The organism is Actinoplanes sp. NPDC019969 (assembly GCF_055562375.1).
In genome coordinates, this window is sequence record NZ_JBVHFK010000009.1 from 198,656 (window position 1) to 214,087 (window position 15,432).

The window sequence follows — 15,432 nt, forward strand, 5'->3', positions numbered from 1 at the left end:
GCCGGGCAGCGCGGCGACCACGTAACGGGCGGCCGCGCCGAGTTCTCCGGCCCGCCGCTGGGCGGCCCCGGCGGCGACGGCGCTGAAGTCCAGGCCGACCACCGACCGCGCGCCGGCCCGCAGCAGGGCGATGCCGTCGGTGCCGTTGCCGCTCTGCCAGTGCACGACGTCGGGGGCGGTGGTCAGGATGTCGCGGAGCAGGTCGCGTTCGAGGTCGAGGAGCGAGGTGCCGGCGGCCGCCTCGGCCAGGAACTCCTGATGCTCCCGGACGTATTTGCCGGAGGCCGTCTTCCAGGCGCGCCGGTTCCCGCTGAGCGTGTCCATGTCCGGACCATGCGGGAGCGCCCCGGGAATGTCCATCGAGATACGCCCGGGGCCGGCTCAGACGACGAGGGAGAGCAGCATGACGCAGGCGAAACCGACCACCGAGATGATCGTCTCCATCACCGACCAGGTCTTGATGGTCTGGCCGACGGTCATGCCGAAGTACTCCTTGACCATCCAGAAACCGGCGTCGTTGACATGCGAGAAGAACAGCGAGCCGGCGCCGATCGCCAGGGCCAGCAGCGAGACCTCGGGCCGGTCCAGGGTGGTGGCGAGCGGGGCGACGATGCCGGCCGCGGTGATGGTGGCGACCGTGGCGGACCCGGTGGCGATACGGATGCCGACGGCGACCAGGAAGCCGAGGACCAGCGCGTTGATGTTGGCGTCCTGGGCGGCGTCGGCGATCACGTTGCCGACGCCGACGTCGACCAGGACCTGCTTGAAGCCGCCACCGGCCGCGACGATGAGCAGGATGCCGGCGATCGGCGGGAGGGCGCCGCCGAGGACGGCGTTGGTCTCCTTGCGGTCGAACCCGGCCCGGTGGCCGAGCGCCCACATGGCGACGAAGACGCCGGCGAGCAGCGCGACGACCGGTTCGCCGACGACCTCCAGGACGTCGCGGGCGGTGGAGCCCTCGGCGAGGAACAGTTCGGCGAGGCCGCGGGCGAGCATCAGGGCGACCGGCAGCAGCACGGTGAGGACCGCGGCCCAGAAACCGGGGTTACGGCGCGGGCCGAGCTGCTCGTCGACCGGGTCGCCGGGGTTGACCGGGTCGGCGAGGTCGTCGCGGTCCACGAAGTCGCGGCCCGCGACTGGCCCGCTGCCACCCGAACCGCTGCCGGCCGAGCCACTGCCGCCGGAGGCGGCGCCGGCCGTGGCGAGGGCCGGGACCTGCAGGGGCACCCGCTTGGCGATGAAGTTGCCGAAGATCGGGCCCGCGATGATCACCGTCGGGATCGCGCAGACCAGGCCGAACATCAGAGTGAGGCCCAGGTCGGCCTGCAGGCTCTCGATCGCGACCAGCGGGCCGGGGTGCGGCGGGACGAGACCGTGCAGCACCGACAGCCCGGCCAGTGCCGGGATGCCGAGGCGGAGCAGGCCGACATCGGTACGCCGGGCGACCAGCAGCACGATCGGCACCAGCAGCACGACGCCGACCTCGAAGAACAGCGGCAGCCCGATCAGCGCCGCGACACCGGCCATCGCCCACGGCAGGGCGGCGCCGGAGACGCCGTTGACGATCCGGTTCACGATGCCGTCGGCGCCGCCGGACTCGGCGAGCAGGGCGCCGATCATCGAGCCGAGCGCGATGAGCACGCCGACGCTGCCTGCCGTGTTGCCGACGCCGTCGATGAACGAGTCGACGGTCTTGCCCGGCGCGGCGCCCGCGGCCAGGCCGAGGACGCCCGCGCCGGAGATCAGGGCGAGGAACGGATGCCATTTGGCCCAGGCGATCAGCACGACCACGGCCGCGATGCCGAGCACTGCGGCGAGAACGAGTTGCGTTGTCCCGGCGTCGGTGATCGGCGCTTCGGCGGCGAGAGACATCATGGGGCCGCGTTACCCCGCGGAAACACTTCTCAACCACCGGGGTCGATGTTCCAGCGACGGGCGCCGCCCACCGGCCTCCGAGAGGCGGTCATGAGGCGGCCGACGGGCCCGCGAGACGCGGCGGCCGACGGGTCCGCGGACCGTGCCGGCGGCGGTCAGCGGGTCGCGAGGCCGGCCTTCACCGTCCGGGACAGGTCGTCGCCGAGGACCTCGGCGTCGCCGCGGGCGACCGCCTCCAGAGCCAGCGCCGCCACCGTCGCCGGGTCGCTCTTCCGGTCGGCGGGGACGGCGGCGGCCATGTCGGTATCCATGTATCCCACGTGCAGCCCGGTGACGGTGATGCCGCTCGGGGCGAGCAGTTCCCGGGTGGCGCCGGTGAGTGCCCAGGCCGCGGCTTTGGCAGCCGAGTACGACCCGTAGCCGCCGGGGTGCAGCCAGGCCAGCACGGACAGCACGTTGAGCACCGCTCCCCCGCCGTTGGCCTCGATCACCGGCGCGAAGGCCCGGGTGGCGTGCAGGGTCCCGAAGTAGTTGGTCTCCATGTCGAGCCGGATGCCGGCCAGGTCACCGCCGATCACCGGGCCACCCGCGGCGACGCCCGCGTTGTTGATCAGCAGGGTGGTGTCGGCGGCGACGGTGGCGGCCGCGGCGACCGAGGCGGGGTCGGTGACGTCGAGCCGGAGCGGGACGGCGCCCGGCAGGTCGGCGGTCTCCGGATTGCGGGCGGCGGCGTAGACCTTGGCGCCGCGGTCGAGCAGCTGGAGGGCGAGATGACGGCCGAAACCGCGGTTGGCTCCGGTGACGACGGCGACTGCACTGGTGAGATCCATGCGATTTAGATTAGGACCATCATCTAAAGCGCACCAGGTAATAGATGACACACCTCATCTATAGTTGCGGGCATGGGACGGGTGTCGAAGGAACAGGCCGCGCGCAACCGGGAACGGATCGTCGCCACCGCGGCCCGGCTGTTCCGCGAGCACGGGATCGCCGGTGTGAGCGTCGCCGACGTGATGGCCGAGGCGGGGCTCACCCACGGCGGGTTCTACAAGCACTTCGCGTCGAAGGAAGCGCTGGTCGCGGAGGCGGTGGCGGGCGCTTTCGCGGAGCAGGCGGCCACGGCGCGGGACCGGGACGACGTGATGGACGCCTATCTGACGACTGCGCACCGGGACGACCCCGGCGGCGGGTGCCCGACCGCCGGTTTCGGCGGGGACGTGGCACGGGCCGCGGGTGGAGAGGCGACGCGGTGGGCGTACGCCCAAGGGGTCGAGAATTTCGCCCGGCGGCTCGGAGCCGACGGGGAGCCGGACCTGGCCGCTCTCAGCACCATGGTCGGCGCCCTGGTCCTGGCCCGCGCCACCGAGGGCACCGACCTGTCCGACCGGGTGCTGACGGCGGCCCGGGCGGCACTCGGCCTCAGCCCCGCCGACAACCCGCCCGGCCTCGGACCAGCAGAAACCCACTCGGCCTCAGACCAGCGGAAGAACCGCTCGGGCTCAGTCCAGCGGGAGGCCGTCGCGCAGCAGGGTCAGGGCCTGCTCCATCCGTGAGTGGTCCGCCGGGCTGACGCCCTGGGCGCTGACCCCGGACGGCATGATCGCCATCATCGCGCCGACCGCCGCACCCGCCATTACCCGCGCCGGGAAGTGGCCGGCCGGCAGGCCCTGCCGCTGCGCGATCACCCCGGCGAAGAGGTCGATGGTCTCCGTCATCTGCTGCATCGCCCGGGCCCGCAGCTCGGGCACGCCGAAGATCAGGTTCTGGCGGCGGCGCTCGAACGCCCACATCTGCGGGTCCATGCCGGTGAAGATGTCCCGCATGGCCGCCATCATCGCGTCGAGCGGCGCCAGATCGGCCGGCTGTGCGAGGAAGGTCCGGACCATGACCTCGTCCAGGTCGTCGGCGAGGACCACGTCCTCCTTGGCCGGGAAGTAGCGGAAGAAGGTGCTCGGCGAGACCTCGGCCGCGTCCGCGATCTGGTCCACGGTGGTCGCGGCGAACCCCTGCTCCTCGAACAACCGCATCGCCTGCTCGCGGATCACGGCCCGGGTCTTCGCCTTCTTACGTTCACGCAGGCTGGTCGGGATCGCGGTCATACCCCCGATTCTGCCAGCACCGTACGGGGCCGCCCGGACCGCGGAAGGATCACCAGGGCGAACACCGCGCCGGCCCCGGCCAAGGCGCCGGCGATCAGCAGGGACTGACTCATCCCGTGCACGAACGCGTCCCGGACCGACGTGAGCAGACCGGGATCGCCGAGCCGCCCGGCCACCGCGACACCACCGGCCGCGCTGGCCCGTACCGTTTCCGCGGTTTCCGGCGGGAGACCGCCGACCTGAACCGTTTCCCGGTATCCCGCATTGAGCACCATGCCCAGGACCGCGACGCCGATCGCGCTGCCGACCTGCCGGATCGCTTGAATCAGAGCGTTTCCGACGCCGCTGCGCTCCACGTCGAGGGCGCCGATCGCGATGTTCATCGCGGTCGGCATGGCGCATCCGAGGCCGATCCCGGAAACCGCGATCCAGGCGGCCACCCAGCCGTATCCCGTCGGTGCCACCGCTCCCGCCACCAGTGCGACGGCCATCAGGGCCAGGCCGGACGCGACCACGAGACGCTCGCCGATCCGGGCGCCGAGTTTCACGCCGATCCGGGCGCCCACCATCAGGCCGCCGATCACCGGCAGCAGGCGCAGCCCGGTGCCGAACGCGTCCGCGCCGCCGACCGCCTGGAACAGTTGCGGCAGGGCGAAGAGCAGCCCGAAGAAGGCAAAACCGGCGACCGTGGCGAGCAGCGTGCCACCGGCGAACGACCGGTCGCGCAGCAGCGCCAGGTCGATCAGCGGCTCCGTGGCGCGGCGCTGCCACAGCACCAGCGCGACGAGCGCGCCCACCCCGAGGGCGATGGTCAGCAGGGCGCGCGGGTCACTCCATCCGCGTTCCCCGGCTTCGATGACGCCGTACGTGAGAGCGACCAGCCCGGTCACCGACAGCGCGATGCCGGGGATGTCGAAGCGGCGCCGCCGGTCGCCGTACGACTCGGGCACCAGGACGGTGACCGCGATCAGCCCGAGCCCCACGATCGGCAGGTTGATCAGGAAGACCGCGCCCCAGTGGAACTCGTCCAGCAGCCAGCCGCCGAGCAGTGGGCCGAGCGGGATGCCGAGGGCGTTCGCGGTGACCCAGATCGACAGGGCGCGGGGGCGTTCCCGCTCGTCGAAGAGGACGGTCAGGACCGCGCCGATCAACGACATGATCACCGCCGACCCGAGTCCCAGAACGGCCCGGGCGGTGATGAGCTGGCCGGTGTTCTGCGCGTGGGCACAGGCGGCGGACGCCGTTCCGGAGAGGACCAGGGCGATCAGCAGGAGCCGTTTGCGGCCGTGACGGTCGCCGAGCATCCCGGCCGGGAGCAGGGCGGCGGCCAGGACCAGCAGGTAGGAGGTGGTGAACCACTGCAGGTCAGCGGTGTCGGCGCCGAGATCACGGGCCAGGGTGGGCAGCGCGACGCTGAGGACCGTGCTGTCGAGGCCGATGACGACCGAGCAGAGAGCGAGGGCGCCGAGCGCGTACCAGCGCGTGGGCGTGACTTTCGTGATGGCAGCCATTAAATGACAGTAACTCTCAAAAGAAAGTCGGCACCACTTTCCTGTGAGTATGCTCAGGGTCGGCGTGCCAGCCTGCGGGTCGTTGCGGCGTTGTGCCACGATCTTGGATGGCGTTCCCGGCGACCCGGCATGCGGAGGATCGATTCCCGATGAAGAAGGTTCTGGGCTGGATCCTGGTGTTCCTGCTCGTCTTCTGGATCGGCACCAACCCGGGACCGGCCGCTGAGGTGGCCCGCAGCCTCGGCGACGGCGTGGCCGACATCTTCCGCAACATCGGCACGTTCTTCACCGAGCTGTTCAACCGCTGACCGTGACGTCCCCGCCGCGGCTGCTCCTCGTCGGTCTGGCCACTGTCGATCTGGTGCAGCGGGTGGCCCGGTTCCCGGGCGCCGACGAGAAGGTCCAGTCCGAGTCGGTGGACGTGGCGGCGGGCGGCCCGGCCGCCAACGCGGCGGTCACCGCGGCCGCGCTCGGCTGCGAGGTCACCCTGGTCAGCGCGGTCGGATCGCATCCCCTCGGGGCTCTGGTCCGGGCCGACCTGGCCGCCCACGGGGTCACCGTGATCGACGCGTCGCCGGACTCGTCCGAGCCGCCGCCGGTCTCCGCCGTGACCGTGCACGCCACCACCGGCGAACGAACGATCGTCAGCCGCAACGCCGGCAACCGCGCTGTGGCCGTCCCACCGGGCGGCCTGCCGGAAGCCGACCTCACCCTGGTCGACGGGCATCATCCGGTGCTCGCGGTGGCTGCGGCCCGCTCGGCACGCCGCCTGCTGGTCGACGCGGGCAGCTGGCGGCCGGTCTTCACCGACGTCTTCCCGTACGCCGAGGTCGTCGCCTGCTCCGCCGACTTCCGCCACCCGGCCGCGAACGCCTCCCATCGCCCCGCCGCGAGCGCGGACGACGCGGCCACCGCCGCCGCCGTGGCCGCCCCTCATGTCGTGATCACCCACGGGCCGGGACCGGTCCGCTGGTTCAGCGCTCCCTCGGCTGCCGGCGAGGTGCCGGTACCGCCCGTGACCGCCGTCGACACCGCGGGCGCCGGGGACGCCTTCCACGGCGCCCTCGCCGTGGCTCTCGCCCGCGGCGACCTCGACCTGCCCGCGGCGATCGCCTATGCGTCCCGCATCGCCGCGATCCGGGTCTCCCACGCCGGCCCACGCTCCTGGCTGGCACAGATCAGGTGAGAACCCGGCCCGCCGGCAGCACCGGCGGGCCGGGAATCGATCACACCGTCTGAGCGAGCCGGTCCGCGAGCAGTTTCGCGAACCGGGCCGGGTCGTCCAGGTCCCCGCCCTCGGCCAGCAGCGCGGTCCCGTACAGCAGCTCGGCCGTGTCCGGCAGCGCCGGGTCCTCCGAGCCCCGCTCGTGCGCCGCCCGCAGACCGGCGACCAGCGGGTGGTCCGGGTTCAGCTCGAGGATCCGCTTGACCCGCGGCCCCTCCTGGCCCATCGCCCGGTACATCTTCTCCAGCGCCGGGGTGATGTCGTCGGCGTCGCTGACCAGGCAGGCCGCCGAGGTGGTCAGCCGGTGCGACAGCCGGACCTCCTTGACCCGCTCGTCCAGCTTCTCCTTGAGGAAGCCGAGGAGAGGCCCGAAGTCACCCTCCGGCTCCTTCTCCTCCTCGTCCTTCTTCAGGTCGACGGCGCCGCGGGCGATCGAGCGCAGCTTCCTGCCGTCCCACTCGGGGACCGCGTCGACCCAGATCTCGTCCACCGGGTCGGTGAGGATCAGCACCTCGTAGCCCTCGGCCTGGAACGCCTCCATGTGCGGCGAGTTCTCCACCTGGGAGCGGCTCTCCCCGGTCAGGAAGTAGATCTCCTCCTGGCCCTCCTTCATCCGCTCCACGTAGGCGGCGAGGGTGGTGGGCTCGCTGCCGTGGGTGGTGGCGAAGGACGCGATCTCCAGGATCGGCTTGTGGTTGTCCGGCTCGGCGAGCAGGCCCTCCTTGACGGCCCGGCCGAACTCGCGCCAGAACGTCGCGTACTTCTCCGGGTTGCTGCTCATCAGGTCCTTGATGGTGGACAGGACCTTCTTGACCAGCCGGCGCCGGATCATCTGGATGTGCCGGTCCTGCTGCAGGATCTCGCGGGAGATGTTCAGCGAGAGGTCGGCGGCGTCCACCACGCCCTTGACGAAGCGCAGGTAGTCGGGGATGAGCTCCTTGCTGTCGTCCATGATGAAGACGCGCTTGACGAAGAGCTGCAGGCCCCGGCGGGCGTCCCGCTGGAACAGGTCGTGCGGCGCCCGGGACGGGATGAAGAGCAGGGCCTCGTACTCGAAGGTGCCCTCCGCCTTCATGTTGATGATCTCGAGCGGGTCGGTCCAGTCGTGACTGATGTGCCGGTAGAACTGGTGGTACTCCTCGTCCGTGACCTCGCTGCGCGGCCGCGCCCAAAGCGCCTTCTGCGAGTTGAGGACCTCGTCGCCCTTGCGGATCGGGAACGAGATGAAGTCGGAGTACCGCTTGACGATCTCCTTGATCTTCCACTCGTCGGTGTAGTCGTAGAGCGCGTCGTCCTCGTCCTTGGGACGCAGGTGCAGCGTGATCGTGGTGCCGACCGGAACGTCCGGCGCCTCGTCGATCGTGTAGGTGCCGGCGCCCTCGGACTCCCAGCGGGTGCCGTGCCCCTCGGTGCCGGCCTTGCGGGTCACCAGCGTGACCCGGTCGGCGACCATGAACGTCGAGTAGAAGCCGACACCGAACTGGCCGATCAGCTCGGGGCTCTCCTTGGCCTCCTTCAGCTTGGTCAGCAGCTCCGCCGTGCCGGACTTGGCGATCGTGCCGATCAGCTCCACGACCTCGTCGCGGGTCATGCCGATGCCGTTGTCCCGGACGGTCAGTGTGCGTGCCTCGGCGTCCGCCTCGACCTCGATGTGCAGGTCGGAGGTGTCCGCCTCGAGGCCGTCCTGCAGCTTGGCCAGGCGTAGCTTGTCCAGCGCGTCCGACGCGTTAGAGATCAGCTCGCGCAGGAAGATGTCCTTGTTCGAGTAGATCGAATGGACCATCAGCTGCAGCAGCTGGCGCGCCTCGGCCTGGAACTCCAACGTCTCCATCGTCACCCGTTCCCGTCATGTCCGGTGTTACGCACCGATCGTAAATCGCCCGCCGCACCGGCCTGTCACCCGGCGTCGAACCACTCCTCGCCGGACGCCCAGTGCCGCACCCATCCGGCGAATCCCGGCTCGCCGGCGGCCTGCCCGAACGGCATCGCGCCCTCCCCGGAGATCATCCACACGTGGCCGCGCTGCGGGCCGGAGACGATCAGATGCCAGTTCATCGCGCAGCCGTCGGTCCCGAGCACGATCGAGCCGTCGTCGAGGACGCTCTGAAGCCGGGCCGGATCCGGCTCCTCCTCGTCACCCTCCCACAGCCAGGGCCCGGTCAGCGGGAACGGCCTGGTCAGATCACGCTCCGAGCCGTCGCTGCCGTAGTCGGCGGGCAGCTCGGCGAGACCGACCAGGCCGTAGTCGGGTGGGCCGGCGTGCGAGCCGTCGGACACCTCGGCGACGAACGACCGGTAGGGCTCGGGCAGCACCACGCCGTGCTCGGCCTCGAAGGCGTGCACGGCGGGCCAGCCCAGCGCCGACGCCCCGCCGTCGTCAGCGCCGACGGCGTCACGAAGCTCGGCGAGGACCGCGGGATCGACGTGCTCGATGTTCATGCGGAAATTGATACCAGGCGGGTCCGACAATTTCGGGAACCGCAGGTCAGGCCACCCGGTGCACGGAGTTCGGGGGTGGGGCGGGCACGGCGTCCGGGTGCAGGATCGCGGCGATCGCCTCCACACCGTCGATCAGGCGCGGCCCCGGGCGTACCACCAGGCCGTCGCCGTCGATCGCCCACACCGCGGCCCCGGGGAAATGCTCGACCACCGCCTCCGCCTGGCGGATCGCGCCGTCCAGGTGGTAGCCGCACGGCGTGACCAGCACGATCTCCGGCTGCGGCGCGGCCAGCTCCGCCCACGTCACCTGCACCGACCGCTTGCCGGGACGGGCCGCGACGGGTTCGCCGCCGGCCGCGGTCACCAGGTCCGGCACCCAGTGACCGGCGGTGAACGGCGGATCCACCCACTCCACCACGGCCACCCGCGGGCGTGCCCGTCCCGCGACCGCCGCCGCCACCCGCCCGAGCCTCTCCCGGAGACCGGAGACCAGATCGAGACCCTTGTGCGGTACGCCCACCGCGCTCGCCACCTCGGCGAACGTGGCCAGCACGTCCTCCAGGGAGTACGGGTCCAGCGACAGCACGGCGGCCCGGCAGCCCAGATGGTCCAGCGCCTCGTCCACGTGCCCCGACGGCAGCGCGCACACCCGGCACAGGTCCTGGGTGAGGATCAGATCCGGCTCCAGGCCGGCGAGCGCGTCCGCGTGCAGTGTGTAGAGGTCGCCACCGGCCGCCATCTGCGTACGCACGTAGCCGTCGATCTCGGCCGGGGTCATGCCGCGGGTGTCCCGGCCGCCCACCACGACCGTCTTGGTGGTCCGCGCCGTCGCCGGCTCGTCACACTCGAAGGTGACTCCGACCAGGTCGTCCCCCAGCCCCAGGGCGTAGACGATCTCGGTCGCGGACGGCAGTAGAGAGACCAGTCGCATGTCCACCATCCTGCAGGCCTACGACCAAAGTCTGATGCCCTCCCCCGTTTCTTACAACCGTGGTCCGATGCGCCGGGCGCCGGCGGGCGGGAATGCTGTCAGGCACCGGAACGGGCGTGACCCTCCCCCACGCCCGTCCGGCCGTCCACTCCGGCGGAAGGAACTCGATGTCCACGGCACCTCTCGCCCACGACGACACGCTCGTCCTCGACTACCTGGCCGCGCTCTGGGCGGCGAGCGACGACCTGCCCCCGGCGACCCGGGACGAGCTGATGAACACCGTGTCCGGCTACATCGCGATGCGGCACGACCTGGCCGGCGATCCGTCGCGGACGCTCACCCGGTTGGGCCCGCCCGAGCAGCTGGTGGCAGCCGTGCGCCGCAGCGGCACCCCCACCCACCTGCGCCTGCCGGTGCCACCATCGCCCGCTCCCGCCCCCGGCGGTCACGGCGCCGACCGTCACGGCGCCGACCGGACCGTGGTCGCGCTGCTGGCCGGCGGGGCGTTCGTGCTGCCGTTCGTGGCACAGAGCGCGGCGCTGCTGATCGCGGCCGGCTCGCCACGCTGGAGCCCGGCGCAGAAGGCCGCGGCCTGGCTGCTGGTCACCGGCCCGGTCGCCGGCACCTTCCTGGTCATCCTGCTGTTCGCCGGCGGTGGCGTGTTCACCGGCCTCGGCCTGATCCTGTTCTATCTGGCCTCCTGCGCCGGCTCGGTCGCCGCCGGCCTGACCCTCCGCGGGACCGGCTGAGCCCACACCCGCGGCGGCGCCGGTCTCGGTTAGGGGGTGTCTCGACACCGCCTTACCGTGCTCAGCGCTGGGTCCGGCCGCGCCCACGGTTCTCAGGCAGGAGGCCGGGCCGGCCGTCGTGGTGACAGGCGGCGCCCGCTGCGGTCAGAACCCCAGGCGCGCCACGACGGGGAGGTGGTCGCTGCCGGTCTCCGGCAGCGTGCGAACGGATTCGACAGCGAGGGAGCGGGCCATGACGTGATCGATACGGACCGCGGGGAGGCTCGCCGGGAAGCTGAACGCGAACGCTGACTCGTCGGTGCGCAGGTGGGCCGTGACGGGTTCGAGGCCGCGGTCGTCCACGGTGGCGTTCAGGTCGCCGAGCAACACGATCCGGTCCTGTTTCTCGGCCGCCAGCGCCGCGCCGAGGCGGCTGGCGCTCTCGTTGCGGCGCGCCGAGTCCAGGCCGCCCGGACCGAGTCGCATGGAGGGGAGATGCACGACGTAGACCGCGATGTCGCCTCGCGGGGTGCGCGCGACCGCCCGCAGCCCGCGGTTCCAGTCGGCGCCGAGATCCGCCGGCCGGATGTCCAGAACGGCGACCTCGGCGAGCGGATGCCGGGACCACAGTGCGACGGTCCCTTGGAAGGTGAAATACCGGTACTCGGCGGGGAACGCCTCGGCATAGGCCGGCAGCGCCTCCGGGGTGACCTCCTCGAGACCGATCAGGTCGGCGCCGGTCGCGGTCAGCGCCCGGACGGTTCCGGCCGGGTCGCCGTTCTCGTCGCTGACGTTGTGCTGCACGGCGATCAGGTCGTGCCCGTCGCCGTCGCCCGGGCCGCCCGGGATCAGACGGCCGCCGAAGAGGACCAGCCAGGCGGCCAGCGGAAGCGCGGTGGCGATCATGGCGGGCCGGGAGCGGCGCCAGAGGGCGAGGGCCAGGAGCGGGGGTACGGCGAGCCCGAGCCACGGCAGCACGGCCGGAAGCAGGCTGCCACCCGGCAGGATCGGATGGCACACGAGCAGCACCGCGACGAGGATCGCGGCCGGCACGAGCACGAACCGCCCGAACCGATCCGTCCCACCGGTCTTGAGGATCCGCACGGGCGTGATGCTGGCACACGGCCACAACAGTCCGCCCGCCCCGGTGACGGGCGAGCGCGACGCGGTGGCAGCGGAGAGCAGCTTCCCGGGGGCGCGAGTCAGGCGGCGAGGTCGAGGATCTCGGTGAGGACCTGGTTCCAGACCGCGCGGGGTGGGGGTTCGTGGCCGACGCCGTCGAGCCAGACCAGGCGGGCGCCGGGGATGCGGCGGGCCAGTTCCCGGGGATGCTCGGCGGGGAACCGCCGGTCCAGGGTTCCGTGCAGGACCACCGTCGGCGCTTCGATGGCGCCGAGCGAGTCGCGCACCGGCGGCCCGTAACCGGCGAGCCGGTGGTTGAGGCGGGTGGCCGCCAGGTCCGCGGAGCGGTCGAAGATCCGTTCGGCGAGCCGCCGCAACTGCGGTTCGTCCGGGGTGAACGGGCCGCCGTGGTCGAGCAGCTCGGCGATGATCCCGGCGACCGCGGCCCGCCGGTTCGACCAGTCGGTGCCGGCGTCGGCGGGCTCCTGCGCACCGCCCGGGCGAGACAGCGCAACGCCGGGCGACGAGGCGCCGGGCGAAAGCGAGCCGGGCGACGAGACGCCGGGCAGATCGGGGCCGGGCGGTGATGTGTCGGGGAGGAGGGGGTCCGGGTCGGGGGTGGGTGCGGCTTCGACCGTACGGATGCCGCCCGGAACCGCGGCCACGACGACCGGGACCGGGCCGCCGACCGCAACCGGCGCCGGATCCGCTCCCTGGGTGTCGGCGCTGGTCGCGATGAGGGTCAGGCTCAGCACCCGGGACGGGCGCCGCACGGCGATGCGCATGCCCAGGGCGCCGCCGAGCGCGAACCCGACCAGATGCGCGGCCGGCACCCGCAGCGCGTCGAGCACGCCGAGGGCGTCGTCCATCAGGTCGGCGCCGGAGTAGGCATGCGCGCCCGCCGGATAGGAGGTCGACCGGCCGGTGTCCCGGTGGTCGTAACGGATCACGAACCGGTTGCCGGCGGCGAGCCGGCGGCAGAACTCGTCGTCCCACCGGTCCATCGGGCTCGCGTCACCCGCGAGCAGCAGCAGCGGGGCATCGGTGGCCTCGCCGAACGTCTCCACGCACACCTGGATGCCGTTGACCGGCATCATCGTCTCGTGTACCACGGGTTCATTGTGGGGAGGCTCACTGACAGCGAGGTTACGCCGTCATCACATCGAAGGACCGGGCCGCTGAGAGGCCCGGTCCTTCCTCGGTGCCCTTATCGTGCCGCGGCGGCTGCGGCCCGGGCCTGCGAGCGCACGACGCGCAGCGAGACGGCGGTCAGGCCGAGGGCGATCCCGAACAGGGCGAGGTGCAGGTACGGGTTGGCGATCGGCACGAACCCGATGATCGCGACCGGGATCTGAACCACCCCGATCAGCGCGGCGAGCAGCCAGCGGCGGCCGCCTGCCCAGAGCATCGCCGTCCAGACGGGGGACGAGACGACCAGCAGGGTCAGTCCGTCGAGCACGGCGTGCAGGGCCGGGTTGTGCACGGCGTTGTGCGCGAAGGCCTGGGCCGGGGCGGCGATCCAGAGGCCGGCGAAGACGAGGGCGAGAACGACAGCGGCACGACGCATGGGATCCTCCAGCGCTATCAGACCGTTGCGGTGAGTAATCAAGGTACCACCCTGACACTGGCTCACGTCGATTCATTCGCCCCACCCGTTGATCACACAGAGTTGTTGATCTCAGCCGAACGGCCCAATGCCTACTTTGCGTGATCATGACTAACCTGCGACGGTGCGTTTGATCGAGCTTGCGATGACCAGTGCCATCACTCTCAGTATTTGCGGCGTTGGTTACGTCGCGTTGAATCCCGCGGAGACGCAGTCACGCGTCCAGGTAGTGGCCGACCAGGCGACCTGTCGCACCGTGAACACGGCGATCACCGGGTACCTGATGAACAACGGAGAGGCGCCGACCTCGATCCGGCAGATCACGGGCTATGTGCGGGGCGACATCTCGAAGTACCGCATCGTCGACGGCGTGGCCGCCGGGCCGGGGTGTGCATAGACATAGCGGAAGTTCACCGGGAAGCAACACGCGGATCTCTGCCGTAAACAAAGCGTCCCGAGAATCCGCGGAATGTCGCAAACAGTCGGGAGCAGGCACCCGGTCGACCAGATGCTCCCGGTCGGCCGCCTCACGGTGCTGGGTCTGCAGCACGTCCTCGTCATGTACGCCGGGTGCGTCGCCGTGCCCCTCATCGTCGGCGGCGCGCTGAAGCTCGACGCGGGCACGATCGCGATCCTGGTCAACGCCGACCTCTTCGTCGCCGGCATCATCACGATCATCCAGAACCTGGGCGTCGGGAAGATCCTCGGCGTGCGTCTCCCGGTCGTCGCCGGCGCCACCTTCGCCGCGCTGAACCCGATGATCCTGATCGGCGCGAAGTACGGCCTGCCCGCGATCTACGGCGCCTTCCTGGCCGCCGGCGTCTTCGGCCTGCTCATCGCCAAACCCTTCGCGAAGATCATCCACCTCTTCCCGCCGCTGGTCACCGGCACGGTGATCACGGTGATCGGCCTGTCGCTGATCGACGCGGGCGCCGGCCTGATCGCCGGGAACAACGAGGAGGCCCCCGGGTACGGCGCCCTCGACAAACTCGCCCTCGCCGCCGCGATCATCCTGCTGATCGTGCTGGTCAACCGGTTGCCCGGGGCTTCCTGGCGTCCCTGTCGGTGCTGATCGGCCTGATCTTCGGCCTGATCGTGGCGTCGTTCATGGGCCTGGTCGACTTCTCCGGGGTCGGCGACGCGAGCTGGTTCGGCCTGGCCCGGCCGTTCTACTTCGGCCCGCCCGAGTTCGAGGCCGCCGCGATCATCTCGATGTGCACGGTCATGCTGATCATCTACGTCGAGTCGACGGCGGACATGCTCGCCGTCGGTGAGGCGGTCGGCCGCCGCCCGTCCGAGAACGACATCGCCCGTGGTCTCGCCGCCGACGGCCTCTCCGGCATCCTGGCCGGCGTCTTCAACTCGTTCCTCGACACCGCGTTCGCGCAGAACGTCGGCCTGGTCCAGGTCACCCGGGTACGCAGCCGTTTCGTGGTCACCGCGGCCGGCGTCATCCTGGTCCTGCTCGGCCTGATCCCCAAGCTCGGCGAGATAATCGCCGCGATCCCCGGGCCGGTCATCGGCGCCGCCGCCCTGGTCATGTTCGCCACGGTCACCGCGGTCGGCATCCGCAGCCTGCGCCGCGTCGAGTTCGACGGCACGAACAACCTGCTGATCATCGCGGTCTCGATCGGCGTCGGCATGATCCCGGTGGTCGCGCCCGCCTTCTACAGCCGGATGCCGGACGAGCTGGAGATCATCTTCGGCAGCTCGATCACCACCACGGTCATCGTGGTCTTCCTCCTCAACCTGCTGTTCAACGGGTACGCGCGCCCCGCCCCCGCCACCGATCCCCACCCTCCCGCCGAGGCCGGCAGACCCTGACCAAGATCAAGGGCTTGCGGGGTACGCTCCGCGAGCCTTCCCGCCCTCCCCGTTCCTCCGGCTTTTCTGGTC

At 71.4% G+C, this 15,432-nt stretch carries 17 protein-coding genes; 7 read left to right on the top strand and 10 right to left on the bottom strand.

What is annotated here, in order from left to right; translation table 11 throughout:
- Positions 1 to 381: 381 nt before the first annotated feature.
- Positions 382 to 1,875: a GntP family permease gene (locus ACZ3II_RS26585; RefSeq protein ID WP_465520453.1), complete on the bottom strand. Its 1,494-nt coding sequence runs from the start codon at positions 1,873 to 1,875 to the stop codon at positions 382 to 384.
- Positions 1,876 to 2,030: 155 nt separating this feature from the next.
- Positions 2,031 to 2,705: an SDR family oxidoreductase gene (locus ACZ3II_RS26590; protein WP_465520454.1), complete on the bottom strand. Its 675-nt coding sequence runs from the start codon at positions 2,703 to 2,705 to the stop codon at positions 2,031 to 2,033.
- Between the two features lie 72 nt (positions 2,706 to 2,777).
- On the opposite strand from ACZ3II_RS26590, the gene ACZ3II_RS26595 reads away from it, so the two are divergent.
- Entirely contained in the window at positions 2,778 to 3,428 is a 651-nt protein-coding gene (locus tag ACZ3II_RS26595; protein ID WP_465520455.1) for a TetR/AcrR family transcriptional regulator, read from the top strand.
- Here the strand turns inward: ACZ3II_RS26595 and ACZ3II_RS26600 are convergent.
- Positions 3,375 to 3,974 (bottom strand): acyl-CoA-like ligand-binding transcription factor, encoded by a 600-nt coding sequence (locus tag ACZ3II_RS26600; protein ID WP_465520456.1) that lies wholly within the window; start codon positions 3,972 to 3,974, stop codon positions 3,375 to 3,377. The two genes, ACZ3II_RS26595 and ACZ3II_RS26600, sit on opposite strands and share 54 nt — an antisense overlap.
- Complete coding sequence (locus tag ACZ3II_RS26605; RefSeq protein ID WP_465520457.1) at positions 3,971 to 5,485, bottom strand: DHA2 family efflux MFS transporter permease subunit; 1,515 nt, start codon at positions 5,483 to 5,485, stop codon at positions 3,971 to 3,973. Before ACZ3II_RS26605 ends, ACZ3II_RS26600 begins: the two co-directional genes overlap by 4 nt.
- A 149-nt stretch (positions 5,486 to 5,634) precedes the next feature.
- On the opposite strand from ACZ3II_RS26605, the gene ACZ3II_RS26610 reads away from it, so the two are divergent.
- Together ACZ3II_RS26610 and ACZ3II_RS26615 are read left to right on the top strand one after the other, a co-directional pair.
- Positions 5,635 to 5,793 (top strand): hypothetical protein, encoded by a 159-nt coding sequence (locus ACZ3II_RS26610; protein ID WP_465520458.1) that lies wholly within the window; start codon positions 5,635 to 5,637, stop codon positions 5,791 to 5,793.
- Between the two features lie 2 nt (positions 5,794 to 5,795).
- Complete coding sequence (locus ACZ3II_RS26615; RefSeq protein WP_465520459.1) at positions 5,796 to 6,671, top strand: PfkB family carbohydrate kinase; 876 nt, start codon at positions 5,796 to 5,798, stop codon at positions 6,669 to 6,671.
- A 40-nt stretch (positions 6,672 to 6,711) separates the two neighbouring features.
- Here ACZ3II_RS26615 and htpG read toward each other — a convergent pair whose 3' ends face one another.
- From htpG to ACZ3II_RS26630, 3 genes are read right to left on the bottom strand one after another with little or no spacing between them, the layout of a single operon-like run.
- The gene (gene htpG, locus ACZ3II_RS26620; RefSeq protein WP_465520460.1) at positions 6,712 to 8,547 is read right to left on the bottom strand and encodes a molecular chaperone HtpG; all 1,836 of its coding nucleotides are present in this window, start codon (positions 8,545 to 8,547) and stop codon (positions 6,712 to 6,714) included.
- 59 nt (positions 8,548 to 8,606) lie between these two features.
- Positions 8,607 to 9,149, bottom strand: coding sequence for an SMI1/KNR4 family protein (locus ACZ3II_RS26625; RefSeq protein ID WP_465520461.1), 543 nt, complete (start codon positions 9,147 to 9,149; stop codon positions 8,607 to 8,609).
- 46 nt (positions 9,150 to 9,195) lie between these two features.
- Positions 9,196 to 10,080 carry an ABC transporter substrate-binding protein gene (locus ACZ3II_RS26630; RefSeq protein ID WP_465520462.1) on the bottom strand — a complete coding sequence of 295 codons (885 nt, stop codon included), beginning with the start codon at positions 10,078 to 10,080 and terminating at the stop codon, positions 9,196 to 9,198.
- 167 nt (positions 10,081 to 10,247) lie between these two features.
- Here ACZ3II_RS26630 and ACZ3II_RS26635 point away from each other — a divergent pair, with 167 nt between their 5' ends.
- Positions 10,248 to 10,829 (top strand): HAAS signaling domain-containing protein, encoded by a 582-nt coding sequence (locus ACZ3II_RS26635; RefSeq protein WP_465520463.1) that lies wholly within the window; start codon positions 10,248 to 10,250, stop codon positions 10,827 to 10,829.
- A gap of 144 nt (positions 10,830 to 10,973) precedes the next feature.
- On the opposite strand, the gene ACZ3II_RS26640 is transcribed toward ACZ3II_RS26635, so the two are convergent.
- The 3 genes from ACZ3II_RS26640 to ACZ3II_RS26650 form a co-directional block, all read right to left on the bottom strand.
- Positions 10,974 to 11,912, bottom strand: coding sequence for an endonuclease/exonuclease/phosphatase family protein (locus tag ACZ3II_RS26640; RefSeq protein ID WP_465520464.1), 939 nt, complete (start codon positions 11,910 to 11,912; stop codon positions 10,974 to 10,976).
- A 98-nt stretch (positions 11,913 to 12,010) separates the two neighbouring features.
- A complete protein-coding gene (locus ACZ3II_RS26645) occupies positions 12,011 to 13,042 on the bottom strand; it encodes an alpha/beta fold hydrolase (RefSeq protein WP_465520465.1) in 1,032 nt (343 codons plus the stop codon).
- Positions 13,043 to 13,137: 95 nt separating this feature from the next.
- Positions 13,138 to 13,497 carry a hypothetical protein gene (locus ACZ3II_RS26650; RefSeq protein WP_465520466.1) on the bottom strand — a complete coding sequence of 120 codons (360 nt, stop codon included), beginning with the start codon at positions 13,495 to 13,497 and terminating at the stop codon, positions 13,138 to 13,140.
- Positions 13,498 to 13,660: 163 nt separating this feature from the next.
- On the opposite strand from ACZ3II_RS26650, the gene ACZ3II_RS26655 reads away from it, so the two are divergent.
- From ACZ3II_RS26655 to ACZ3II_RS26665, 3 genes are all read left to right on the top strand, one after another.
- Positions 13,661 to 13,933 carry a hypothetical protein gene (locus tag ACZ3II_RS26655; protein ID WP_465520467.1) on the top strand — a complete coding sequence of 91 codons (273 nt, stop codon included), beginning with the start codon at positions 13,661 to 13,663 and terminating at the stop codon, positions 13,931 to 13,933.
- A gap of 72 nt (positions 13,934 to 14,005) precedes the next feature.
- Positions 14,006 to 14,608, top strand: coding sequence for a solute carrier family 23 protein (locus ACZ3II_RS26660; protein WP_465520468.1), 603 nt, complete (start codon positions 14,006 to 14,008; stop codon positions 14,606 to 14,608).
- A complete protein-coding gene (locus tag ACZ3II_RS26665) occupies positions 14,602 to 15,360 on the top strand; it encodes a solute carrier family 23 protein (protein WP_465520469.1) in 759 nt (252 codons plus the stop codon). The genes ACZ3II_RS26660 and ACZ3II_RS26665 overlap by 7 nt, the downstream gene beginning before the upstream one ends.
- The last annotated feature ends 72 nt before the right edge of the window (positions 15,361 to 15,432 follow it).

What these genes read in the sequence shown, in the direction of transcription:
- ACZ3II_RS26585 (WP_465520453.1), bottom strand. Translation starts at nt 1,875, where the DNA reads ATGATGTCTCTCGCCGCCGAAGCGCCGATCACCGACGCCGGGACAACG.
- ACZ3II_RS26590 (WP_465520454.1), bottom strand. Translation starts at nt 2,705, where the DNA reads ATGGATCTCACCAGTGCAGTCGCCGTCGTCACCGGAGCCAACCGCGGT.
- ACZ3II_RS26595 (WP_465520455.1), top strand. Translation starts at nt 2,778, where the DNA reads ATGGGACGGGTGTCGAAGGAACAGGCCGCGCGCAACCGGGAACGGATC.
- ACZ3II_RS26600 (WP_465520456.1), bottom strand. Translation starts at nt 3,974, where the DNA reads ATGACCGCGATCCCGACCAGCCTGCGTGAACGTAAGAAGGCGAAGACC.
- ACZ3II_RS26605 (WP_465520457.1), bottom strand. Translation starts at nt 5,485, where the DNA reads ATGGCTGCCATCACGAAAGTCACGCCCACGCGCTGGTACGCGCTCGGC.
- ACZ3II_RS26610 (WP_465520458.1), top strand. Translation starts at nt 5,635, where the DNA reads ATGAAGAAGGTTCTGGGCTGGATCCTGGTGTTCCTGCTCGTCTTCTGG.
- ACZ3II_RS26625 (WP_465520461.1), bottom strand. Translation starts at nt 9,149, where the DNA reads ATGAACATCGAGCACGTCGATCCCGCGGTCCTCGCCGAGCTTCGTGAC.
- ACZ3II_RS26630 (WP_465520462.1), bottom strand. Translation starts at nt 10,080, where the DNA reads ATGCGACTGGTCTCTCTACTGCCGTCCGCGACCGAGATCGTCTACGCC.
- ACZ3II_RS26635 (WP_465520463.1), top strand. Translation starts at nt 10,248, where the DNA reads ATGTCCACGGCACCTCTCGCCCACGACGACACGCTCGTCCTCGACTAC.
- ACZ3II_RS26650 (WP_465520466.1), bottom strand. Translation starts at nt 13,497, where the DNA reads ATGCGTCGTGCCGCTGTCGTTCTCGCCCTCGTCTTCGCCGGCCTCTGG.
- ACZ3II_RS26660 (WP_465520468.1), top strand. Translation starts at nt 14,006, where the DNA reads ATGTCGCAAACAGTCGGGAGCAGGCACCCGGTCGACCAGATGCTCCCG.